Below are 23841 nucleotides of genomic sequence, written 5' to 3'. Positions count from 1 at the left end.
GAATGACATCCAGATTTTTTTAATAAATTTAAAAATTATGTAAAAAAGTGTTGACAAAGAAATCAGTCTGCGTTATAATAATTTATGTAAACAAAAAGAGGTTGGGAAATCTCAAGAGTTTACAAGATCAATAGTGGAAAGGAGATGGTAATATGCTATTTCCAGAATTAAGACAACTAATTGATAAAAGGAAGAATAGAAACTGTTAGCCTGTAGGGCTATTATTAAATAAATGAATTAAAATTATGTAAACAACCAAACAGCAGCCAATTGGTCTGCTAATTTTCAAGAACGAATTAAAATTATGTAAATTAGAGGTAACAACTATGAATAACAACTTTAACAATATGGATGATCTTTTCAATCAACTAATGGGCAACATGGGTGGTTTTCGTTCTGAAAGCCGTCGCTACATGATTAATGGTCGTGAAGTGACACCAGAAGAATTCGCTATCTACCGTCAAACTGGTCAACTTCCAAATGAAGGAAGTGAGCAAGCGCAACACCATCAAGGTAAAGGAATGAAACAAGATGGGATCCTTGCAAAACTTGGTCGCAACTTGACCGAAGAAGCACGTGAAGGAAAATTGGATCCGGTCATCGGACGCAACAAAGAAATTCAAGAAACAGCTGAAATCTTGTCTCGTCGTACTAAGAACAACCCTGTCCTTGTAGGGGATGCCGGTGTTGGTAAAACAGCAGTTGTAGAAGGTTTGGCACAAGCTATTGTGAACGGGGACGTTCCAGCAGCCATCAAGAACAAAGAAATCATCTCCATTGATATTTCTGGTCTTGAAGCAGGGACTCAATACCGTGGTAGCTTTGAAGAAAATATTCAAAATCTGATCCAAGAAGTCAAGGCGATGGGAAATGTCATTCTCTTCTTTGATGAAATCCATCAAATCCTTGGTGCAGGTAGCACAGGTGATGGTCAAGGATCTAAAGGTCTTGCGGATATCATCAAACCGGCTCTTTCACGTGGGGAATTGACAGTCATTGGTGCAACTACTCAAGATGAATACCGTAACACCATCTTGAAGAATGCGGCCCTTGCTCGTCGTTTCAACGAAGTGAAGGTTAATGCTCCTTCAGCTGAAGATACGTTCAAGATTCTTCAAGGGATCCGTGATCTTTACGAAAAACACCACAATGTCATCTTGCCAGATGAAGTTTTGAAAGCAGCAGTTGATTATTCGATCCAATACATTCCACAACGTAGCTTACCGGATAAGGCCATTGACTTGGTCGATGTGACAGCTGCTCACTTGGCGGCTCAACATCCGGTAACAGATGTCCATGCTGTGGAACATGAGATTGAAGAAGAAAAAACCAAACAAGAAGAAGCTGCGGCGAAAGAAGATTATGAAGCAGCTTTGAAAGCAAAGGTTCGTATCGAAGAACTTGAAAAGAAAATTGAAAACCATACAGAAGACCATAAAGTAACAGCAACAATCAACGATGTGGCTGAATCAGTAGAACGGATGACAGGTATTCCAGTATCTCAAATGGGTGCAACTGATATCGAACGTTTGAAAGATATGGGTCACCGTTTGCAAACCAAGGTTATCGGTCAAGATAAAGCCGTTGAAGCAGTAGCGCGTGCTATCCGTCGGAACCGTGCAGGATTTGACGAAGGTAACCGTCCAATCGGAAGCTTCCTCTTTGTAGGACCTACTGGTGTCGGTAAGACTGAATTGGCTAAACAATTGGCTCTTGATATGTTCGGAACCAAAGATGCCATCATTCGCTTGGACATGTCAGAATACAGCGACCGTACAGCCGTTTCTAAATTGATTGGTACAACAGCTGGTTATGTTGGTTATGATGACAACAGCAATACTTTGACAGAACGTGTTCGCCGTAACCCATACTCAATCGTCCTTCTCGACGAAATTGAAAAGGCGGATCCTCAAGTGATCACCCTTCTCCTCCAAGTTTTGGACGATGGTCGTTTGACAGATGGTCAAGGGAATACGGTCAACTTCAAGAACACTGTAATTATCGCTACTTCAAACGCTGGCTTTGGTTACGAAGCCAACTTGACAGAAGATGCGGATAAACCAGAACTCATGGATCGTTTGAAACCTTACTTCCGTCCAGAATTTCTTAACCGTTTCAATGCTGTAATCGAATTCTCACACTTGAGCAAAGAAGACCTTTCTAAGATTGTGGATTTGATGTTGGTAGATGTCAATAAGACCCTTTCTAAGAAAGAAATCGACTTGGCAGTGAGCGATGCAGCCAAAGAATATATGACTGAAGAAGGTTATGATGAAGTGATGGGTGTTCGTCCACTCCGTCGGGTCGTTGAACAACAAATCCGTGACAAAGTCACAGACTTCCACTTGGATAACCTTGATGCTAAACACCTAGAAGCTGATATGGAAGATGGTGTACTTGTGATCAGAGAAAAAGACACAAAGAAGGAAGAAAATACTGATAAACAAGCAGAATAAGGCGAATTAGTTTGTGAAAATAGAGGCAGCTATAATTATAGCTGCCTTTATTTTTTCTTCCCACCTGGGGGAAATTATTCGCTGTATAAGGCTAAAATCCCCCTATTTGGGCCAAAAAAACATCAATAATTAGTGAAATTAACCCAATTTGAGCAAATTTATTAATAAATAAAGAAAATAAGTATATAATCTATACAAGAATAAAATTTGAGGAATGGAAGTAAGATGAGCAATACAATTGATATCTACTCAACTCCCGAATACAGAAAAGTAGAAGCCGTTGTTCAACTGATGGTTGATGGTCGCTTGACGAGCTATCGTGTCGCAACTGAAACAAACATCAGCAAAATGAGCTTGGCGACTTTGACTAAGGGAACGAGTAAAATCAAAAATATTACCTATCAAACGGCTTTGGCCTTGATTGATTGGTATGATGAGAATCACGAAAAGTATGGCATTACGATTGACTAGTCAGTAGCCCACTTTTCGTGGTTTTTTCTTTTGCATCCAAATCTGAGACTGGAGTCTGATTTTGCTTGAAGAGGATGGGAAAACTTGAAAAGACGGGCGAAATCTGATATAGTATAGCATATATGAAAATTAAAGGAGAAACATATGCAAGGCGGAAGTTTGCTAATTATGCTTGTTCTTATGGTCGGTTTGATGTACTTCATGAGCCGTAGCCAAAAGAAACAGTACCAAAAACGGATGGAAAGTTTGAATAAACTTCAAAAAGGAAATGAAGTCATCACGATTGGTGGCTTGTACGGAACCATCGATGAAGTCGATACAGATCGCAAGACCGTTGTATTGGATGTTGATGGTGTCTACCTGACCTTTGAATTGGGAGCGATCAAAACAGTTCTTCCTGTATCAGAAGGGATCTCAGCCACTGCTACAGAATCTGCTAGCTCAGATGTCGATTCAGCTATCGAAGAATAATCATCAAAGAAGAGGCAAGAGCCTCTTTTTTGGTGGGCAAATGGAATTGCGCGATGAAGGAAAGTCCTGCTCGTTCAAAATAGAGGCCACAGTCCCTATTTTATGGGGATTTATGGTATAATGAAGCGATAAATATTGAAATAGGTAGAAAAACATGTTTCGTTTTAAGAAGAAAGAAAAAATCGAGATCCCTTTAGAAGTCCCGAAACATATTGGCATTATTATGGATGGCAATGGTCGTTGGGCGAAAAAGCGGATGCAACCGCGCGTCTTTGGTCATAAGGCAGGAATGGAAGCTCTCCAAGAAGTGACGATTGCAGCAAAAAATATGGGAGTTCAGGTCTTGACGGTCTATGCCTTTTCGACGGAAAACTGGACACGCCCTGAAGATGAAGTCAAGTTTATCATGCACTTGCCAGTTGAGTTTTATGACCGCTTTGTCCCTGAATTGCATCGCAATAATGTCAAGATTCAAATGATCGGTGACACTAAGAAATTACCCAAAGAAACATTAGAAGCTTTGGAAAGAGCAGAAGCGATGACCCACCTCAATACTGGCTTAATCCTGAATTTCGCACTCAATTATGGTGGACGTGCAGAGATTACTCAGGCTGTGAAGCAGATCGCTCATGAAGTCTTGGATGCGAAGTTCAGTCCAGAAGAGATCACAGAAGAGATGATCGCAGATTATCTCTATACCGAGAGTTTGCCACGTGTCCTAAGGGATCCGGATTTGATTATCCGTACCAGCGGAGAAATCCGTTTGAGTAATTTCCTTCCTTGGCAGGCTGCCTATAGTGAGTTATATTTCACAGATGTCATGTGGCCAGATTTTGGAGAAGAGGCACTACGAAGTGCTATAGTAGAATATAGCCATCGCCACCGGAGATTTGGCGGTGTTTAGGAGAAGATGATGACGAAAGATTTACAAAAACGTGTAATTTTTGGAGGAATTGCCCTGCTCTTTTTCATTCCAACAGTAATGGTTGGAGGGATGTTCTTCCAGATTGTGATTGGTTTGATCGCTATGTTAGGCGTTCATGAATTGCTCAAGATGAAGGGGCTTGAAACAGCGACCTTTGAAGGAGCGCTAGCCATGTTAGCGGCCTTTGTCTTAACCTTACCGATTGAGGACTACCTCCCTTACCTTCCAGCAGATGGCAATATGATTGCCTATGGTCTGGTTGTCTTGATTCTCATGGGAACAACTGTTCTTGCTCAGAATTACAATTATGAGGATGTGGTTTACCCCATCGCATCTAGCTTTTATGTTGGACTTGGTTTCCATTCATTAGTGGATGCGCGAATTGCTGGTATTGATAAGGTCTTATTGGCACTCTTTATTGTCTGGGCGACAGATTCCGGTGCCTATTTAGTAGGAAGTCGCTTTGGGAAACGCAAGCTCATGCCTGCGGTTTCTCCTAATAAAACGATTGAAGGAAGTCTGGGGGGGATTTTGTCTGCAGTTGCGGTAACTGTGATCTATATGATCGTGGATCGCTCGGTGGCAGGTGGACATGGTTTTCTAGCTATGATCTTCTTTGCCATTCTCTTTAGTATTGCAGGTCAGTTTGGCGACCTGGTAGAGAGTGCAATCAAACGCCACTTTGGTGTCAAGGATTCTGGGAAATTTATTCCAGGACATGGCGGTGTTCTAGACCGTTTTGATAGTTTGATTTTTGTCTTTCCCTTGATGCATTTTTTGGGCTTGTTCTAAGACAGAAGAGATAGAAAGGAAACCACGTATAGAACGATGCAGTTTATTGCCTTTATAGTTATTTTTGGAGTGATCGTTCTCGTTCACGAGTTTGGTCATTTCTATTTTGCAAAAAAATCGGGCATCCTGGTGCGAGAATTCTCGATCGGGATGGGTCCAAAGATCTTTGCCCATATTGGTCAAGATGGGACAGCGTATACCATTCGGATCCTGCCTTTAGGTGGTTATGTTCGTATGGCTGGCTGGGGTGAGGATACCACGGAAATTAAGACCGGTACTCCTGTGACCTTGACGCTCAATGAGGCTGGTAAAGTCGTCCGGATCAATCTTTCAGGAAAGAATCTGGATCAGACAGCCCTTCCCATGAATGTTACCCAGTTTGACTTTGAAGATAAATTAGAAATCACAGGCTTGGTTCTCGATGAGACAAAGACCTATAGTGTTGATCATGATGCGACCATCGTTGAGGAAGATGGGACAGAAGTGCGGATTGCACCGAGAGATGTTCAGTATCAGAATGCCAGCATTTGGGGACGGTTAATCACCAACTTTGCGGGTCCTATGAACAACTTTATCCTCAGTATTGTCGTCTACTCACTCTTAGCCTTTATGCGTGGGGGAGCGATTGACTACTACAGCAACAATGTTCAGGTGGCTCCTGATGGGGCCCTTGCCAAGGTTGGTGTCAAAAGCAATGTTCAGATCCTTCAGGTAAACAACGATACCGTTAGCAACTGGGATGAGTTGACAGACGCTGTTGAAAAAGCGACCAAGGACAGCAAGACGGCTCCTGAATTGACCCTGAAGGTCAAGACAGACGGCCAAGAAAAAGAAGTTAAAGTGAAGCCAACCAAGTCAGGGAATCGTTACTATCTGGGTGTGACAAACGGCCTCAAGACAGGATTTGTGGATAAACTCTTGTCTGGTTTTACAGATACCTGGAATACAGCGACTCGGATCTTGGGAGCCTTGAAAGATATTATTTTCCACTTTAGTCTCAATAAACTGGGTGGCCCGGTTGCTATCTACAATGCCAGCTCACAAGCTGCTCAATTAGGGATTCCGGCAGTCTTATCACTCATGGCCATGCTCTCCATCAATATTGGGATCTTCAATCTAATCCCGATTCCGGCCCTGGATGGTGGAAAAATCTTGATCAATTTGATTGAGGTGATCCGGAGAAAGCCACTGAAACAAGAAGTAGAAACCTATATGACGCTTGCAGGTGTAGCTGTAATGGTTATTTTAATGATTGCTGTCACCTGGAATGATATTATGAAATTATTTTTGAAATAGAAAAGGATGTTGTCCATGAAACAAAGTAAAATGTTGATTCCAACGCTTCGCGAAATGCCAAGCGATGCCCAAGTCATTAGCCATGCTTTGATGTTGCGTGCTGGGTATGTTCGCCAAGTATCGGCTGGTGTCTATTCTTATCTGCCACTAGCTAATCGTGTGATTGAAAAAGCAAAAGGCATCATGCGCCAAGAATTCGAAAAAATTGGAGCAGTAGAAATGCTAGCTCCTGCCCTTTTGAGTGCAGATCTCTGGCGTGAATCTGGTCGTTACGAAACTTACGGGGAAGACCTCTATAAGTTGAAAAACCGTGAAGGCTCTGATTTTATCTTGGGTCCAACCCATGAAGAAACCTTTACTGCTATTGTGCGTGACTCAGTGAAATCATACAAACAATTGCCATTGAATCTCTACCAAATCCAACCAAAATACCGCGATGAAAAACGCCCACGGAATGGTCTTCTTCGGACCCGTGAGTTCATCATGAAAGATGGTTACAGTTTCCATGCCAACTATGATAGCTTGGACGTTACTTATGATGAGTACAAGGCAGCTTATGAGCGGATCTTCACCCGCAGTGGCATCGACTACAAGGCCATCATTGGCGATGGTGGTGCGATGGGCGGAAAAGATAGCCAAGAGTTTATGGCTGTTACACCTGCTCGTACAGACTTGGACCGTTGGGTTGTTTTAGACAAATCGGTGGCTTCCTTTGATGAGATTCCAGCAGAAGTCCAAGAAGAAATCAAAGCAGAATTGCTCAAATGGATGGTTTCTGGTGAAGATACCATTGCCTATTCAAGTGAATCAACCTATGCTGCCAACTTGGAAATGGCTACTAATGAATACAAGCCAAGTAACCGTGTCGTAGCAGAAGAAGAAGTAAAACGCGTGGAAACACCAGGTGTCAAATCGATTGATGAAGTGGCAGCCTTCTTGAATGTTCCAGAAGAAGCGACTATCAAGACTTTGGTTTACATTGCAGATGAAGAGCCAGTTGTAGCCCTTCTTGTTGGCAATGACCAGCTCAATGAAGTGAAGTTGAAAAATTACCTCGGAGCAGATTTCTTTGAACCTGCAACCGAAGTGGAAGTGAAAGAATTATTGGGAGCTGATTTTGGATCTCTCGGTCCAGTTGATATTCCTGAAAATGTTAAGATTATCGCAGACCGCAAGGTCCAAGATAGTCGCAATGCAGTCGTAGGTGCCAATGAAACAGGCTACCACTTGACTGGCGTCAACCCAGGCCGTGACTTTACCGCAGAATACGTCGATATCCGTGAAGTTCGGGAAGGCGAGATCTCACCAGATGGGAAAGGGGTCTTGAACTTTGCACGCGGGATCGAAATCGGTCACATTTTCAAACTCGGCACACGCTACTCAGCTAGCATGGGAGCAGATGTCTTGGACGAAAACGGTCGTGCGGTTCCAATCATCATGGGCTGCTACGGGATTGGTGTGAGTCGTCTTCTTTCAGCCGTTATGGAGCAACATGCACGCCTCTTTGTCAATAAGACTCCAAAAGGGGAATACCGTTACGCTTGGGGAATTAACTTCCCTAAAGAATTGGCGCCATTTGATGTGCATTTGATTCCAGTCAATGTCAAGGATGAAGCGAGTCTTGATTTGACTAAACGGATTGAAGAAGCCTTGGTTCATAAAGGCTACGAAGTCTTGGTGGATGACCGAAATGAGCGGGCTGGTGTCAAATTCAGCGATAGTGATTTGATTGGTCTTCCAATCCGTGTCACAGTTGGTAAAAAAGCAGCTGAAGGCATCGTTGAAGTGAAAATCAAAGCGACAGGAGATACCATCGAAGTGCATGCGGATAATCTCCTTGAAACTCTTTCAATCTTGAACAAATAAGAAAAAGCTTTCTGAGCTCTCACCAATGTGGTGATGAAACTCAGGAAGCTCTTTTTATTTTTCTTCTTTGAGGCCTTGATCTTTGAAATAGGTAAAGAGATCTTGAGGTTTGCCTTTAAGATATTTCAACATGGTAGTGTTGCTTTCTTCCCCTTGATCAGCCAGTAATTTCACAAAATCTTCTTTTTTCATTTGAGTAAAATCAACATGCATAACGTTTGTATAGGTCTGTTTATCATCAGCGATTTTGATGCTTGTGTTGATCCCAGCTTGTCCGTTAACACCGCGTTTGGAATTTGCTTTATCAGCTTCTTCTTGGTAGACTTCCTTCAATTCAGCGACATCTGATTTTTGCATATCTTCCGGTATTGGTGCAACACCCATGATGGTCATTGAAACAATCTCATCTTTCTTATAGCCAATTTGAATTTTGTTTTGGTAGTGATCACCGAGGTCGCTAACAAAGGTCTTGGTTTGGACTTGCTCCTTTTTGGTTTGAGTGGCCTCTTGCTTGGAAGAAACGCTAGTCGTTCCTTTTCCTTGTTGACCTTGGCTACAAGCAGTAAGGGCAAGTAGACAGACAGCGGTAAGTAGAAATTTTTTCATAAATACTCCTTAGAAGTTAATGGTGTTCGATCTTGTATGAAACAAGCTCTAAACAGTTCTCATTATACCATAAAAGCTTAAAAAATGAAAAAATATACAAAAATCGTCAAAAATTGTATCTAAAAACATCTAAAATCAACAATTTTTATCTATGTGTTGAGTTAGCATAGAAGGACAGAGTGTTTTCTTTTCTTCCTAAAAATAATACTAGTTGGAGACTACTAGGGCAAGGGATTTCAGAAAAATGTTACAGTTATATGACAAAGTGTTACACAGCTGTAACAAAGTTACAATGTTTTATCAGTTAGCCCTCTAAACTTGACATTCTGGCAATATTTCATTAAGATATTTTTAAGTAAATAATACAAACAGGGAGGGAAAGGTAAAATATACAGTTATCTGGCATTTTACTAATTCGTACTAAAATGTATTGTTTATGAAAAAAATATAAGGGTATCAGCCCAAAAGGAGAAACATATGGCTCAAATTAAATTAACTCCAGAAGAACTACGTCAATCAGCACAACGCTATGCACAAGGTTCTCAAGAAATCGATCAAATCCTTAACACTTTGACTCATGAACAACAAGTCATCGACGCAAACTGGGATGGATCTGCATTTGATAGCTTTGAAGCACAATTCAACGAATTGTCTCCAAAAATCAAACAATTCGCTCAATTGTTGGAAGACATCAACGCTCAATTGATCAAAGTTGCTGATATCGTTGAACAAACTGACCAAGATATCGCTGCACAAATCCACTAAGATAGTCTTGGAGGTGATCTTACTTCTTGTAGGTAGATCACCCTTTTGTCTTTTGATATATAGAAAATAGGGGTTAGATTCTTAATTCCTAACCCCTATTTTGTATCTATGAATTAGAAAAAGGAAAAGGTATGGAAGTTAAAAATAAAAAATGGTTAAAATACATTGGTCAGAGCGCAGTTGTGCTCCTTTTGATGGGATCTGTAGTGGGTCTTTATACGACGGTTCAAAAGGATCAAAAGCAAAACGAAGCCAAGACCGTACAAACGACAGAAAACACCAAGCTCAATATTGCGGTGGTCAATGAAGACAAGGCGGTTAAACTGAATGATAAAGAATACAACCTTGGGGCTAGCTATGTAAAGAATATCGAACGGGATAATTCGCAAAACTGGTCTGTCCTCCCTCGTGGAGCTGCTGAGTCAGGGCTTGCAGATGGCAAGTACCAGTTGTTGATCGTCATTCCAAGTGACTTCTCAGAGAAGGTCTTGGAAGTGAACGCAGTCAATGCAGAGAAGACCACGGTGACATATAAGGTTAATGCGGCTGGGAATTCTCAGGTTGAGAACGAGGCCAATAAAGTCGCTAAAGATATCGTTTCAGACTTGAATAGCCAATTGGTTGATATGTATATGGTCAGCATTCTAAGCAACCTTTATACAGCTCAGAAAAACGTGGAGACAAGTAACAAGATCCAATCAACCAACATTGGTTCTTACCGAAGCAACTTGCTGGATTCAGCCTTAGATTCGAAGAATATCTTTCCGAGTCTCTATAGTTTGTCGACATCATCTGTCGAGTCGAACAATGCTTTGAAGACAGTTCTTGAGTCTTATACCCAGGCTTTTGATCAGTTGACCCAATCTCAGGATCAGTACGGTCAAAACTTTGACACATTGATCAAGCAACGCTCTGAGGACAAGATCAGCCATGAAGAGTTCATGAACCAGCTGATGTCTATGAACCAGTCTGTTGTCAGTGAAAAGACGCAAGAGTTGTATAAGAATCTACAATTAAATCAAGAAGCGATTACCAAGCAATTGAGTCAACCAGCTGAAACTGAAGGAGATGCTTCAGGTACCAAGACCTATGCAGGCTTGACCAAGGATGTGAATGATCGTGTGGCAGACCTCGAAAAAGGGATCAAAGCAGAACGCGACAAATTAGATGAGCACGAAAACAACATCGAGTCTTCTGTAAAAGCGAAGATCCTTGACTACTATGGTCTAAAAGAAGGAGAAAAAGTCACTCTTCGTACCTTGCTTGGAAAGCCAAAAATCGAAACTATCAGCAAGGCTCGCGATAAGGCAGATGCGGACATTCGTAACGCGATTGAAAAACTTCCGTCTTTAGATCCTGCTAGTCTTAATCTGAATAAGTATGGGAATCTCAATACAGCGATTGATTTTGATAGTGCTTTTGCTGGAACGAAGGCACAAGCAAAAGGGAATGCTGATGATTTAAAAACTTTGGCTGCAGAAGTGGATGCCAAATCAACTGCAGTTGCCGATGTCCTCAATGCTAAATCTGGAAAACAGAAGGTTAGCATCCAAGTACCAGCAGGAGTCAAGGTTGATACTTGGACCTATGATGGACATACTTATGCAGGTAGCGGCGAGCAGGAAGTCGAACTGAAAGATGGCAAACAAATCCAAATTCACCTTGTTGAAGATGGAGGAGCTATGCCAAGCGCAATTGATGTTGAAGTTCTTGTGAATGGGGTTTCTTCAACCAGTGTGACCGTATCTGCAGAAGACTTGAAAACAGCTGTTGCTAACTATGCGTCGAAAGCTAGTGAAATTGCTTTGGATTATCAACGCGCAGGAGCATTGATTGATGCTTACTATCCAGAAGATGACAACCATGTTCGTCATTCACTCTATGATCCAATCGAAGATATGGATTTGACAAACGCTTTGGTCGACATCGTGAAGGCTGCTGTTTCAAGTAACCTAAAGGACTACCGTAAGAGTATTGAAACGGATGAATCTGGGGATGCAACGAAGAGTGTGAAAGCCCAATTAGATGGTACCCTTAAACAGTTGCAAGACTTGGGACCACAATTGCAGGCTAATCTTCAAGCGATCGAAAACACCAACAAGGATCTAACCCAAAATATCAACGATCAATTGAAGCAGTATGCAGACCTTCAAAAACGCTTAGAGGCTATCTCAACTGCACAAGCAACCGTTACGGAAGCTCAAACCAAGACGGATGCAGACTTGTCAGCCCTTGGTTCTGAATACACGTCATTATTGAGCTCGACAGAAGGCGTTAAGAGCACATCTCGTAGCAATGTAGAAGCTGCTAACTCTACCAATGAAATCTTTAGCCAATTGAACAAAGAATTGGAAAAAGCCCAAGGCAATACAGAGAAATTATCTAGCAATGCGGAAAGCTTGATGGGTGAATTCGACAAAGAATTGTCCGAAAACGGGAACTTCGTCGAAGCCTTCCGTAAAGTCTTCAACAATGCCTATGAAAATGGAGTGCCAAATGAAATCTTGCTTGACTTCTTGTCAAATCCAGTTGCAGAGAAATCTTCTTCAGTGAAAGCGACCATCAACGTCTACCGTCCATTTATCTGGATCTTTATGCTAGAAATCTTGAGCCTCTTTACAGCTTATCTCTTTGCGACTCAGCCAATCATCCGTAAGGTGAAAGATCGTTTCAAATTAAATCGCTTGCAAGAATCAGATCTCTTGTCTGTCGGTGTCCTTGTAGGACTTTCTCTCATCCTTGGACTGGTGATCGGAATGATTTCAAGTATTCAACTCTCTGTTGGTCGTGAATATGTACCTTCATGGGTATTCTTAGCGGTTCTAGCAAGTTTTGTCTTGGTACAACTGCAATACCTCCTATTGAAACACTTCCGTGTGATTGGAATGGGACTGGCCTTCTTCATGTTGATTAGCTATGTCTACCTATCAAGCGCGATCGGAACGACCGCGACCTTGTCAGGCCTTCCAGCACTGGTGAAAAATGTCAACCTCCTTTCTATTTTAGAAGGACAGTTTGCGGGTTACTTTGATGGACAAACAGCCGGTATCGGCGTCTTCTTCGGATTGTTGGTCTTCTTCGGCCTTTTGGCGGTTGCCAATATCTTCATTCCAAAGAAGTTTACTCAAACAAAGGAAATTGAATCAAGCTTATGAAAAAAATGATGTATCTTCTCTTTGTCTTTAGTCTCTTGCCAGTAGTTGTTGTTTCTGCAGATGATTTTATTGATAATCGTCTGCAGGTTAACAACTCACGTCTTGAGACAGAGCAGGAAAAGACACTCGGGGGCCAATTGGATGCGACTGAGTCTCTTTTCAACGAGAAGGATCAGAAAAAATTAGCAGATGAAAAACGCAAGCAAGAGAAACAATTGACCGATTCAGACGGCCAGTTGTTTTCTGCTATAAAGGGAAAGAAAAAAACAGGGCCTGAAGCGGACCTGTTCCAGCCGGAAAATCAAAAATTATCTAAATTTGAGTCCAATGTGGAGGACAATTCGGCCAGTTTGGCGGATTTTATTCCAGCCTTGCAAATGCTGGCTTGGAGTGCCCTTCTCTTTGGGATTGCTGGCTATATTTCTTATCGAATCTATAGAAAAGAGGCCTAAATGGACCAACATATCAATGTCACCTTCCGTATGAATGGTGCAAGCCATGACCTCCGGATCCCAACGCGGATGGAGGTGCGACGCTTGATTCGGGAATTGGATCAGATCTTTGGGTCTACCATGGAGCCTAGAAGCAAGTATCAGTTGCGCGTGGTAAATAAAGGCATCTTGCTGGATGAAGGCAAGGTGGTACAAGAGTATCCGATCACGAGTGGTGATCTGATCGAGATTGAGGAGTGGTAAGGTGAAAGAAGAACAATTTACACTGGAAGAACAAGTCTTCCGTTTTGAAAAAGAAGAAACGAGCTGGCGACTGGACCTCAAGCGTTCAGAAGTGGATAGCCAGGATTTACGCAATTTATGGATTTTGGATCTCCATCATCCCCTGTTTTTAGAGCAAAGCATGATGGCCGATCAAGACCAGATTCATCTGACCTATCAGACAGATGCGCTGGGCTTGAGTGCAGAAGAAATCAAAGAATTACCCGTATCAGACCGTCTGCGTCTAGCCATCAATGTCTTGGATTTGGCGCCAGCCTTGGAGCTTCCAGTGACCTTTATGTTGCATCCCGTCAATTTGTTTGTAACCAAAGATGCACAAGTCAAGATTGCTTACCGCGGGGTTCCGGGAATGATGGTGCCACGCAAGTGGGATCAGGTTGAATTTTTGCGCCAGGCTAAGTGCTATGCCGTTACTCTTTTTGGTGACTGGGACTTCATGGAGCTCTATCAAGGGACGCTTGAATTAGAAGATCTGCCAGATTTCTTGGTAGAAATCCGTGATGCCGCTAGCTTAGAAGAGATGAAAGCTCTCTTAGAGAAAGCCTACCAAGAACGCAAGGAAGAGGAAGAAAAGACCTTGACCTTGGTTTCAAGCCGTCAACACCGAATCTTTAAGTTGGCAACTGTATGGCTTTCCGCTGTAGTGGCCCTCTTACTTTTGCCGTTGATCTATTTGGTCTTTTTCCAAGCACCTTTTAAAGAAAAGTTGCTTCAAGCGGATACAGCCTATCTCAAGGTAGACTATACGGGTGTGATCGATGAGTTGGAGGGAGTAGCTCCAAGCAGTCTTCCAACGACACAGAAATATGAGTTGGCGACGTCTTATTTGCAGGGCTTGAATTTCTCAGAGGACCAAAAGAAGGTCATCCTCAACAACGTCACGCTCAAGTCAGACAGTCTCTATCTCCACTACTGGATCTATATCGGCCGTCATGACTTTACCCAAGCCTTGGATACAGCCAAGCGGATCGACGATTCAGACTTGATCATCTATGCCCTTCGTAAAGAAATCAAGGCGACACGTGATAGTGAAAAACTCTCTGGAGAACAGCGTGAGAAGAAACTCTCTGAGCTCGAGGGCGAATACAAGAAATACTGGGATGCCCGCTCTAAACTCTTGGAAGCAGAGACAGATGAAACCAAATCTTCCACTAGCAGCTCAACAACGGCTTCATCTACAGAAGGCTCCTCAACAGAAAGCTCGTCTTCTACAACAGCAAGCTCGACTGAGTCTAGCGAACACAAGGAGTAGTCTATGAAAAAACGTATCATACTCTATAAAAAAGGTTTTCGCTATGAGCTAGCGCTAGAAGAGGGAAAGACAGCGACCGTATCGAATCAAGAAACAGCTCAGTTGACCCTGGCTTCGCAAGAAAATCCCCTTCATTTTCAATGGAGTCAAGGGGAAATCTTCTACCAATATGGGGAAGACAAGGGCGTGCTAGGAAATAGCAAGATCCTTGGAGATGTGGTCTGTTACTTGGCGACAGGGGAAGTCCATACCTATGAACTGCTTGACAAGGAAGAAATCCTGGTAGCAGATGAAGAGGGTGCGGATGTGCGCGTGCATTATCCAGTGCGCTTTCTCCTTGTGAAAAAAGACCAGACCTGGGCTTGCCAGCTCTTATCTGGGAAACTCTACCATAACCACAAACTCGTCACTGAAGCGACTGTTCCACTGGCCTTTGGGGATGAGCTGGCCATTGGAGATGTGACCTTTAAGCTTTATCCAGAAGAATTTGGTGTGGAAGGATCGGTCGAAGTGACTCCCTATCTGGTGCCGCGCTTGCATTCTCGCTATGACTTTTACAAGGACTATCCAGAGTATCACCGGTCTCCGCGGATCATCTACCGGAGCTCAGAAGACAAGATCTTAATCAATCCTCCGGGTGCAGAGCCTCAAAAACCATCCGATGAACTCTTGAAGTTGATCATGCCACCCCTCATCATGGTTGGGGTGACCCTCTTGATCACCATTTTCCAACCGCGGGGGCTCTATATCATCGCGACGGTCTCCATGTCTGTGGTCAGTGTGATCTTTTCGGTCCAAGGATTTTTCAAGAATCGTAAAAAATACAAAGAAGACAAGAAAGAGCGCGTAGAGCTCTACCATCTCTATCTCAAGGACAAGGCCAAGGACTTGGAACAGCTCTCTCGGAAGCAACGAGAAGGCATGTTTTACCATTTCCCAGCCATCGAAGACTTGACCAAGATGGTCAAACGCTATGACTCGCGGATCTACGAAAAAACACCGCTTCATTTTGACTTTTTGGCCTATCGTTTGGGCTTGGGCAAGGTTCCAACCAGCTATGAGCTCAAATATGGTCAGGAAGAACGCAGTGGGAAGAAAGATGCCTTGGAAGAAGAAGGCTATGCCCTTTTCCAAGCACATCAGAAGATCGACAATCTTCCAATTGTAGCCAGCCTCAATCGGGGACCGGTCGGATATGTCGGCCCTCGTCCCATCGTGCTCGAGCAGTTGCAACTCCTGGTTGCTCAATTGGCTGTCTTTCACTCTTACCATGATCTGACCATTATTCCGATCATTCCAGAAGAGGAAAAAGAAAGCTGGGATTGGATGCGCTGGTTGCCTCATGCGACCTTGCAAGATATGAATGTCCGTAGTTTTGTCTACAATCAGCGGACACGCGATCAAGTCTTGAACAGTCTCAACCAAATCCTCAAGCTCCGCAAGGCGCAAAAAGAGGAAGAAAAAGCCAATGACACCAAGATCTTCCACCCTCACTATGTGGTGCTCATCACCGATGAGACCTTGATTTTGGATCATGTCATCATGGAGTTCTTCCGTGAGGATCCGACAGAGCTGGGCTGCTCTATCATCTATGTGGCAGACGTGCTCTCATCTCTTTCTGAAAATATCCAAACGGTTATCTCCATCAAGGACCGCAACCAAGGGCAATTGCTCTTGCAAGAAGGGGTTCTTCGGGAGCTCGACTTCCAATTGGATCACTTTCCTGAAGGTTATGACAAGGAAGCCATCTCGCGTGGCCTTGCGCCTCTCAAGCATATCCAACAGCTTAAGAGCTCGATTCCAGACTCAGTGACCTTTCTTGAAATGTATCAAGCAGAAACTTTCAATGACCTCAAGGTTTTGAGTCGTTGGGAGAGCCATGCTCCTTACCAAAGTTTGGCCGTGCCGATTGGCCTGCGAGGGAAGGACGATTTGGTCTACCTCAATCTCCATGAAAAAGCCCATGGACCACACGGCTTGATCGCAGGGACAACTGGTTCTGGTAAGTCTGAAACCATTCAGTCTTATATCCTGAGCCTGGCAGTCAACTTCCACCCACATGATGTGGCTTTCCTCCTCATCGACTACAAGGGTGGGGGAATGGCCAACCTCTTCAAGGATCTGCCTCACTTGCTTGGGACCATCACCAACTTGGATGGTGCCCAGTCTATGCGGGCCCTAGCCTCTATCAATGCGGAGATCCATCGTCGGGAGCGGCTCTTTGGCCAATATGGGGTCAACCATATCAACCAATACCAAAAGAAATTTAAACTGGGTGAAGCGACTGAACCGCTTCCTCACCTCTTCTTGATCAGTGATGAGTTCGCCGAACTCAAGGTCAACCAACCAGACTTCATCAAGGAACTGGTCTCTATCGCGCGTGTCGGGCGTTCCCTTGGGGTACACCTGATCCTTGCGACGCAAAAACCTTCTGGGGTCGTGGATGACCAGATCTGGTCCAACTCCCGCTTCAAGCTAGCCCTCAAGGTGGCAGACCGTGGAGACTCCATGGAGATGCTGCGGACGGCAGATGCGGCTGAGATCACCCAGACCGGTCGTGCCTACCTTCAAGTCGGGAACAACGAAGTCTATGAACTCTTCCAAACCGCCTGGTCTGGAGCAGATTACCAGCCTGAGAAGGACCAGCTAGGGATCGAAGACCATACCATCTACTTGATCAATGAACTGGGTCAATACGAAGTCCTCAACCAAGACCTCTCCGGTCTGGATATGGCAGAGGAAATCAAGGAAGTGCCGACAGAACTAGATGTCATCGTGCAAGAAATCAACCACTTGCACCAAGAAGAAGGCATCTCAGCTGTGGCCCAACCATGGTTGCCACCGCTCAAAGAGCGGATCACGCTGGATGAGTTGGACAAGATCGTGCCGATCGAGGCTTGGCAAAAACGGATAGCTCCAAGCGTCCTGATCGGGGTCGCCGATATCCCGCAAGCGCAAAAGCAAGAAGCAGTCGCTATCGATCTGTCAAAAGATGGGAATATTCTCCTTTACGGAAGTCCAGGTACAGGAAAGACCACTTTCCTTCAGACAGTTGCCATGGATCTGGCTCGCAAGCAGAGTCCAGAAAATCTGACCATGTACCTGCTCGATTTCGGAACCAATGGTCTAGCACCGCTGAGCCAATTGCCACATGTGGCTGATAGCCTCTTGCTCGATCAGACGGAGAAAATCCAGAAATTCATCCGGATCATCAACCGCGAGTTGGATCGTAGGAAGAAGCTCCTCTCTGAGCATGGTGTCGGCACCATCGCCCTCTACCGTGAAGTGACTGGCAAGCAAGAGCCTACTATGGTTATCCTGATGGATAGCTATGAATCTATGAAGGACGAGCCTTATGAGACAGACCTCTTCAAGCTCTTCATGCGGATCTCCCGTGAAGGTCTCAGCATCGGTGTGCACCTGATCATCACAGCTAGCCGTCAGAACAACCTACGGGCTCAGCTCTATTCAAACTTCAAGCACCAGTTGACCTTGCCACAAAATGATATCTCTGAAGTTCGTGGTATCGTGGGAGCAACCCCACTGGCGTCTACTATGGAAGACATCAAGGGACGGGCGCTCATGAAACGTGACGAAGTCGATGTCGTCCAATTCGCCCTACCCGTCGCAGGGGACAATGATATCCAAATCATCAACAACCTCCGCGACCAAGTCCAAAACCTCAAGGAGATGTGGAAAGGCCGCACCCCAGCAGGCATCCCAATGGTGCCAGATGAGTTGACAGAAGCAGCCTTCTATGGCCGTGAGGATGTAGCAGTCTTGCTGGATGAAGGCAAAGTACCACTTGGATTGGATTTGGAGACAGTTGAACCGGTAACATGGGATCCTGATGTATCAAACTTACTTTATTTAACAAGTAAAGAAAGTCAAATGACAAATCTGCTAAAACAATTAATCCAGTATGGTCAAAAACATCAAGAGAAGTTAGTTGTATTCGCACCTGAACATAATTTCTTACCTAAAATAGAAAATATAGAAGTATTAAGTTCAAAAGAAGATGTAATGGATATGATTGGCGGATTAGCATTAAAAGTTTCTGAGAGACTAGGTAAACGATTGACAGATCAAGTAGTTAAAATCATTATCCTTGATTTTGCACACTTTGTAGATGGTTTAGATTCAGTAACACAGCAAAAATTGATCAGTGTATTAGAAAAAGGCTATCGTGTAGGTTACAGTTCTGTAATTATGAGTGATTCAGGTATTTCTAGCCGTTATGATCCTGTAACAAAAGAAGTGAAGAAAATATCACAGGTTCTTTTAGGTCTTCGATATACAGATCAGACAATTGTTACAGCAGTCAATAAACCAATTAGAGAAGGGCAACTAAACTATCAAGAGCATTATTATATTAGACAAAATACCTTGAATAAAATTAAGGTTTTAGTAGATAAGGAGTCAATATGAGTAGATCGAATATTTTAATACAAATAAGCGAAATTAATTCAGTTTTAAGTACCTCAAGGGAGAAATTAAAAAAACTACTAGCCGCTAAGAGCAAAGTAGATACGATAGAGATTGCGTTGAAGTATATTCCCGAAAATGCAGAAAGCATAAAAGGCTCCTATAATTTATATGGCGCCCCATATGACGTGATGGCTACTGATGAAAAACAAGTTGTTACTCAGGCAAATACAGATTTTAAAAAAGTACGGGATACTGTATCAAATGAGTTAGAACAAGCTATTAAACAAGAAAATACTATTATAAGTAGTAATAACTATTTGTTGGAATCATTGCAAAAACAACTCAGTTTTTTAAGAGATTAAGGAGGAGAGTATGACTGAAGTTAAAATTAATAATATTTCAGAATTAGAGTCATATGGAAAGAATATAAAAGACTTCTCTGATAAGTATGAAGTAGAAACCAATGCTCTGTATCGCAATTTTACTGATAAAGCTGGTAGTGATAGTAAAGGAGAGGCGATAAAAGCTTACTTTGAAAAATTAAATAATATACAGAGTCAAGTATTCTCTGAGTTACCTTCTGCCATTAAAAAATATGGGGAAGTTGTAACAACGTATGTTAGTGAAATTAGAGCGACAGAGTTTGTTGATAAGTGTTATAGTAGCGATACGGGAGCGAATGATTTATCAAGCCTACTTAAAGGAGCACAAACAAATGATATTTTCAATCTATCCAAAGATTTAGATGGGACTTTTAAACAGGCTGCGGATGCTATGGGAAATTCTCCACATAATACAGAAGGGGCTCTTAATACAGCTACGACAGATTTAGAGAAGGCGGCTACTAAACGAATTGAAAAAGATACGGCGGTACAAGAAGCCTATAGTAAATTTACAAAAAATCTTGAAGACGAGACTGCTGCAATAAAGAGCTTCCATGATATCTTAAATAATGCGATTTACTTTTCCGATATTTCGAGTTCAACAATTTTTGAAGCTATTGCGAATGGAGAACTTACTGCTGAACAAATGGTCTATTTAGATGTCCTTAAGTCGAAGAAGGATAATCAAATTTTACTAACGATGTTAGGTGATACACCAGGAGATGTTTTAAAAATAGATCCAGAAACAATTTCTTATGATATGTATACAGTTATTGCAGATATACAAAATCATTGGACAACTAGGGAGGATCTAAAAAAATGGCAACACTTTATTAGTGCTCTGGGAGACTACTCGGTTGAGCGCAATCAAACTTTCGAAAATTATATTTTGGAAGCAGAAGATAAATTAGGCGAAATGAAAATTGCTCAAATGACCTCTTTGTATATGCGAAAGCCAGAAAAACCAGAAAATGCAACTCCTGAAGAAATGGAAGACTATAATAATGCATTAGAAATATATCAAAATATGTTGAACGCTCATCAATTACAGTTGAGTTCAATTAACAGAAGTATATCATTGTTGAGTTCTTTACAAGTACTAGGAGTAGGGAATTGGAAAAAAGTCGAGGTTCACCCTAATTCACAATCTGCGGAAACTCATTTATATAGAAAGATTGCTACTATTGAAGAAAGTAATGGTCAATTTAAAATAAAAACTGAAACAGGAGTTCGCACCTCTCCGATTAGTGTTCAGATGAGTATGAGTGAGTATGAAAAAGAGAGGAACTTTGATTTTAAAAATACTGATTATAAATGGGGTGGAGATTACAAGGAGTATATTTCAACAACTGAGTTTACAAATTCTGGAATGCAAGCTTCTGAGTATAGTGAACATTTGAATAATCTAATAAATGAAAGAAAAGCTGCAAAAGAAAAATTTAGTTTAACATTGCTTGGTTCAATTAGTGAAACAGTAATTTCATTTCTTCCATTTGGTTCAACTGCAGCATCAGTTATAAAAACGGCACACTCAGCCCTTGAAGACAGTGATATTAATGGAGTTCAGTCTAATATGACAAAAACTATAAAGTCTGGAAGAGACGAGTTTAAAAAGTATTATAAGAGAACAACAGGTGAATCACTTCCAGATAGTAAGTTTGATAAAGCTTGGGGGCATTGGAGTAAACTGAGTTCGGGTGCTTCTGATATTTTTAAAGGTTATATGAATTACCAATCTAAAATAAATGAAATAGATAAAGAAACTGAAAAAGCAAAAGAAACAATGATGCATAATATTCTAGATTATGGAGGTTGGAGTTTATCTGAAAAGGGGAATGGAACGATAGCTAAAGGTAGAATGGGGCAATACTACGATTTTACTGCATCTTTGAGAGCTAATGATTTGAATACCACAGGTTTAACTGGTTATATTGATTCACCGAAAAATAAATTCACTCAGAAGGATTTAGATAATTCAATTGAGAACTCATTTACAGAAAAACAAAAAGAGGATTACGCAAATGTTATTGCTTATGCTAGAGGTGGTGAAGAAGCATCTGGCTTAACTTTGGAAAGTATGACAGCAGATCAATTAGAGAAATTTAATAGTATTGTATCGAATTTAGGTGGAGATTCATGGTCTCAAATGAAATTTTATTTTGAAGATAAATTTAGCATGGAAGAAGTTCATAATTAAGCAAATAGAGGATGGAAGGAAGAATTGTTTTGTCGAAATTAATTTATAAAACAACTTTAATAATGATATCCTTGATAGCATTAATTGGTTGTGGTAAAAAAGAAAAAAATTCCAAAATATCAGACGATACCGGAAACTCTAAAAAATTTTTCATTTACAATCCCCAAGCAGAAGTCAAAAATTTTGAATTTATCAATGATCATAATGGGGTTGTCGTAGAGTGGGATTTTAATAAAAAGGAAAAGGAAGAGTCGCAGTCTGCCACAACAAATGCTAGCTGGGTGACTGTAAATTCAGATTATTTGGTTAGACAAAGAGCAAAAGTGAGACATTCAAGCGTGACCAAAAAGATGAAGTCAGATGAATACTTTTATCTTGATATTTATAATTTAGCTAATCAAAAAGCCAGCAAGAAAGAAGTTAATATTTGGCAGAAATTAGTTGACTATTTAGGCGAGGATGATTTTGAATTGATCGGTTATTTATCGACTCTTAGAAAATTTGAGAGTAACGATTATGCAGTGCTAACTGTAAATAGCGAAAAAAATTACCGGTATTTTCTATTAAATTTAAAAACTCTGAAAATTGATGGTGAAAAAACAAAAGAAGAACTAAAAGAGAACGGAAGAATTGCTCTTGAGTTAGATTCAAATAAAGCTTTTTCAGCAGGAGTAAAACAGTTCGGTAATAGCTTTTGGAAAACAGATACTTATAAAGGAGATATCAATCTAAAAAATAATAACCCATCAGCTTTTAACCTATTTTCAAAGAAAGATAGTTTTGCTTACAAAGTGATAAACTCTGAAAATGGAATGATTACAAATGGGAAGGAATTACTGGATCTTGAGTCAGAATTTATTCCTGTTGGTAAATCAGTTTATGAGGATCTCTATATACCATCAAAATGGAGTATTAACGGGAAAGATCAAAAGATAGTTTCCTATGATGAGATTCAAGAGTATTATAATGGTGAGATTGAAAAGAGATCACTAGTATCATAAAAGTAAAGGAGAAATATTATGGTAATGGACTCGACAGTTGAAATAGATGTTGCTCATATTCATGGTATTCAAGTTGCTGCAAAAGAACTAGGTGATCAGATCACTGATGGAGCTTCGGCTGTTTCTGATGACTCGGGTTATTTAATTTCATCTGGAACAGATGAAATTAAATCAATAGTGGGGAATGTTGCAACTGTGGTGAGTAAATTAAATAACTATTTAGACCATGTAGCGACATCGTTTTATAAAGCAGATACTTCTATAGCCAGCTCCATTTCAAAAGGTGGTGTGGTAGAATCGTATGGAAAACCCAAAAATGATACTACAGATACATCGCCTACTGATGGTGAAAAAGCTGCAGCAGATGGTTTACCTTGATTAGTTGACTCTTTATCAACTATAGTCAGTGGCGAAAAGTTACAACCTGGAGAGGACCAAATTGGTTCTCTCCTTTTTGATGTTCAAGGCAGTACGTAGACTAGTTTTTTAATTTCTTACGTTTTCGAAAAATCTTAATGTCGTTGATCAGTTGATGAGCAATCCTAATCTTGCAAACAAAAACAACTGCCTTCCTGACAGTTGCTTTCCTAAGGAGTTTAAGACCTTATTATAATCTCTTATATTTTGTGGCTCTTCCGATGCCTTCTCGTTGGATCTCGCCTCTAGCTAGCAATTTTCTTATTCTTTCAGATGCAATAATGTCAAGTATGTATCCAAAAGTAGAAGAAATATTTTCTGAAAAAGAATCCATGATTGGTATTTTAGGTAAAAAAAAACTGAATTAGAAGAATATTTACCAATTCTTAAACTTTTTGATAGTGAAGGAGAGAATCTATTTTCGGATGTGACAATTCCTGCAGAGTATTCTGTAGATGGTAAGGAATATATAGTGAATAGTCAGGAAGAATTTTTATCGTTATTATAAAATGTGAGAAGAAAGAATGAATACTAAAAAATATTAACCCAGACATGAAAATAAATCACCGATCTAGCGGTGATTTTTTCGTCTTCACTTCTCTCTCGAATTAATCCTTAAATTGTGA

18 protein-coding genes are annotated in these 23841 nt (G+C 41.5%); 17 read left to right on the top strand and 1 reads right to left on the bottom strand.

The genetic code is table 11. From position 1 onward, the window contains the following. Positions 1-326: 326 nt before the first annotated feature. The 7 genes from ACVC7Q_RS05510 (at position 327) to ACVC7Q_RS05480 (ending at position 8277) form a co-directional block, all read left to right on the top strand. Positions 327-2456: an AAA family ATPase gene (locus ACVC7Q_RS05510; RefSeq protein ID WP_447265128.1), complete on the top strand. Its 2130-nt coding sequence runs from the start codon at positions 327-329 to the stop codon at positions 2454-2456. Between the two features lie 225 nt (positions 2457-2681). After that, positions 2682-2927 carry a hypothetical protein gene (locus tag ACVC7Q_RS05505; protein WP_003009969.1) on the top strand — a complete coding sequence of 82 codons (246 nt, stop codon included), beginning with the start codon at positions 2682-2684 and terminating at the stop codon, positions 2925-2927. Positions 2928-3071: 144 nt separating this feature from the next. Continuing rightward, a complete protein-coding gene (gene yajC, locus ACVC7Q_RS05500) occupies positions 3072-3398 on the top strand; it encodes a preprotein translocase subunit YajC (RefSeq protein ID WP_003009970.1) in 327 nt (108 codons plus the stop codon). A 154-nt stretch (positions 3399-3552) separates the two neighbouring features. After that, positions 3553-4302 (top strand): isoprenyl transferase, encoded by a 750-nt coding sequence (locus ACVC7Q_RS05495; protein WP_447265127.1) that lies wholly within the window; start codon positions 3553-3555, stop codon positions 4300-4302. A 9-nt stretch (positions 4303-4311) separates the two neighbouring features. Next, complete coding sequence (locus ACVC7Q_RS05490) at positions 4312-5115, top strand: phosphatidate cytidylyltransferase (protein ID WP_447265126.1); 804 nt, start codon at positions 4312-4314, stop codon at positions 5113-5115. Positions 5116-5151: 36 nt separating this feature from the next. Further along, positions 5152-6411, top strand: coding sequence for an RIP metalloprotease RseP (gene rseP / locus ACVC7Q_RS05485; RefSeq protein WP_447265125.1), 1260 nt, complete (start codon positions 5152-5154; stop codon positions 6409-6411). A gap of 15 nt (positions 6412-6426) precedes the next feature. Beyond that, a complete protein-coding gene (locus tag ACVC7Q_RS05480) occupies positions 6427-8277 on the top strand; it encodes a proline--tRNA ligase (protein WP_447265124.1) in 1851 nt (616 codons plus the stop codon). Between the two features lie 54 nt (positions 8278-8331). Here ACVC7Q_RS05480 and ACVC7Q_RS05475 read toward each other — a convergent pair whose 3' ends face one another. After that, positions 8332-8883 carry a hypothetical protein gene (locus ACVC7Q_RS05475; protein ID WP_447265123.1) on the bottom strand — a complete coding sequence of 184 codons (552 nt, stop codon included), beginning with the start codon at positions 8881-8883 and terminating at the stop codon, positions 8332-8334. A gap of 477 nt (positions 8884-9360) precedes the next feature. Here ACVC7Q_RS05475 and ACVC7Q_RS05470 point away from each other — a divergent pair, with 477 nt between their 5' ends. From ACVC7Q_RS05470 to ACVC7Q_RS05425, 10 genes are all read left to right on the top strand, one after another. Then, entirely contained in the window at positions 9361-9648 is a 288-nt protein-coding gene (locus tag ACVC7Q_RS05470) for a WXG100 family type VII secretion target (protein WP_031576577.1), read from the top strand. Between the two features lie 131 nt (positions 9649-9779). Beyond that, complete coding sequence (gene esaA, locus ACVC7Q_RS05465) at positions 9780-12803, top strand: type VII secretion protein EsaA (protein ID WP_447265122.1); 3024 nt, start codon at positions 9780-9782, stop codon at positions 12801-12803. Beyond that, positions 12800-13255, top strand: coding sequence for a type VII secretion protein EssA (gene essA, locus ACVC7Q_RS05460; RefSeq protein WP_272107061.1), 456 nt, complete (start codon positions 12800-12802; stop codon positions 13253-13255). The genes esaA and essA overlap by 4 nt, the downstream gene beginning before the upstream one ends. After that, complete coding sequence (locus ACVC7Q_RS05455; protein WP_118228561.1) at positions 13256-13498, top strand: EsaB/YukD family protein; 243 nt, start codon at positions 13256-13258, stop codon at positions 13496-13498. A gap of 1 nt (position 13499) precedes the next feature. After that, positions 13500-14789 (top strand): type VII secretion protein EssB, encoded by a 1290-nt coding sequence (gene essB / locus ACVC7Q_RS05450; protein ID WP_447265121.1) that lies wholly within the window; start codon positions 13500-13502, stop codon positions 14787-14789. A gap of 3 nt (positions 14790-14792) precedes the next feature. After that, complete coding sequence (essC, locus tag ACVC7Q_RS05445) at positions 14793-19217, top strand: type VII secretion protein EssC (protein WP_447265120.1); 4425 nt, start codon at positions 14793-14795, stop codon at positions 19215-19217. Next, on the top strand, positions 19214-19579 hold the full coding sequence (locus ACVC7Q_RS05440; protein ID WP_447265119.1) for a hypothetical protein: 366 nt from the start codon (positions 19214-19216) through the stop codon (positions 19577-19579). Before essC ends, ACVC7Q_RS05440 begins: the two co-directional genes overlap by 4 nt. A gap of 10 nt (positions 19580-19589) precedes the next feature. Next, positions 19590-21797: a hypothetical protein gene (locus ACVC7Q_RS05435; RefSeq protein ID WP_447265118.1), complete on the top strand. Its 2208-nt coding sequence runs from the start codon at positions 19590-19592 to the stop codon at positions 21795-21797. A 29-nt stretch (positions 21798-21826) separates the two neighbouring features. Beyond that, a complete protein-coding gene (locus ACVC7Q_RS05430) occupies positions 21827-22798 on the top strand; it encodes a hypothetical protein (protein ID WP_447265117.1) in 972 nt (323 codons plus the stop codon). A gap of 18 nt (positions 22799-22816) precedes the next feature. Then, positions 22817-23176 (top strand): hypothetical protein, encoded by a 360-nt coding sequence (locus tag ACVC7Q_RS05425; RefSeq protein WP_247923492.1) that lies wholly within the window; start codon positions 22817-22819, stop codon positions 23174-23176. Positions 23177-23841 lie beyond the last annotated feature (665 nt).

It is taken from the genome of Streptococcus sp. W151, assembly GCF_053010205.1.
This window is presented reverse-complemented; position numbering and strand designations above follow the sequence as displayed.

Bases quoted from the DNA above. Each gene is read 5' to 3' on its own strand.
- ACVC7Q_RS05495 (WP_447265127.1), top strand. From the start codon at position 3,553: ATGTTTCGTTTTAAGAAGAAAGAAAAAATCGAGATCCCTTTAGAAGTC.
- ACVC7Q_RS05480 (WP_447265124.1), top strand. From the start codon at position 6,427: ATGAAACAAAGTAAAATGTTGATTCCAACGCTTCGCGAAATGCCAAGC.
- ACVC7Q_RS05510 (WP_447265128.1), top strand. From the start codon at position 327: ATGAATAACAACTTTAACAATATGGATGATCTTTTCAATCAACTAATG.
- ACVC7Q_RS05470 (WP_031576577.1), top strand. From the start codon at position 9,361: ATGGCTCAAATTAAATTAACTCCAGAAGAACTACGTCAATCAGCACAA.
- ACVC7Q_RS05425 (WP_247923492.1), top strand. From the start codon at position 22,817: ATGGTAATGGACTCGACAGTTGAAATAGATGTTGCTCATATTCATGGT.
- essC (WP_447265120.1), top strand. From the start codon at position 14,793: ATGAAAAAACGTATCATACTCTATAAAAAAGGTTTTCGCTATGAGCTA.
- ACVC7Q_RS05435 (WP_447265118.1), top strand. From the start codon at position 19,590: ATGACTGAAGTTAAAATTAATAATATTTCAGAATTAGAGTCATATGGA.
- rseP (WP_447265125.1), top strand. From the start codon at position 5,152: ATGCAGTTTATTGCCTTTATAGTTATTTTTGGAGTGATCGTTCTCGTT.
- essA (WP_272107061.1), top strand. From the start codon at position 12,800: ATGAAAAAAATGATGTATCTTCTCTTTGTCTTTAGTCTCTTGCCAGTA.
- ACVC7Q_RS05455 (WP_118228561.1), top strand. From the start codon at position 13,256: ATGGACCAACATATCAATGTCACCTTCCGTATGAATGGTGCAAGCCAT.
- ACVC7Q_RS05490 (WP_447265126.1), top strand. From the start codon at position 4,312: ATGACGAAAGATTTACAAAAACGTGTAATTTTTGGAGGAATTGCCCTG.
- ACVC7Q_RS05440 (WP_447265119.1), top strand. From the start codon at position 19,214: ATGAGTAGATCGAATATTTTAATACAAATAAGCGAAATTAATTCAGTT.
- esaA (WP_447265122.1), top strand. From the start codon at position 9,780: ATGGAAGTTAAAAATAAAAAATGGTTAAAATACATTGGTCAGAGCGCA.
- yajC (WP_003009970.1), top strand. From the start codon at position 3,072: ATGCAAGGCGGAAGTTTGCTAATTATGCTTGTTCTTATGGTCGGTTTG.
- ACVC7Q_RS05505 (WP_003009969.1), top strand. From the start codon at position 2,682: ATGAGCAATACAATTGATATCTACTCAACTCCCGAATACAGAAAAGTA.
- ACVC7Q_RS05475 (WP_447265123.1), bottom strand. From the start codon at position 8,883: ATGAAAAAATTTCTACTTACCGCTGTCTGTCTACTTGCCCTTACTGCT.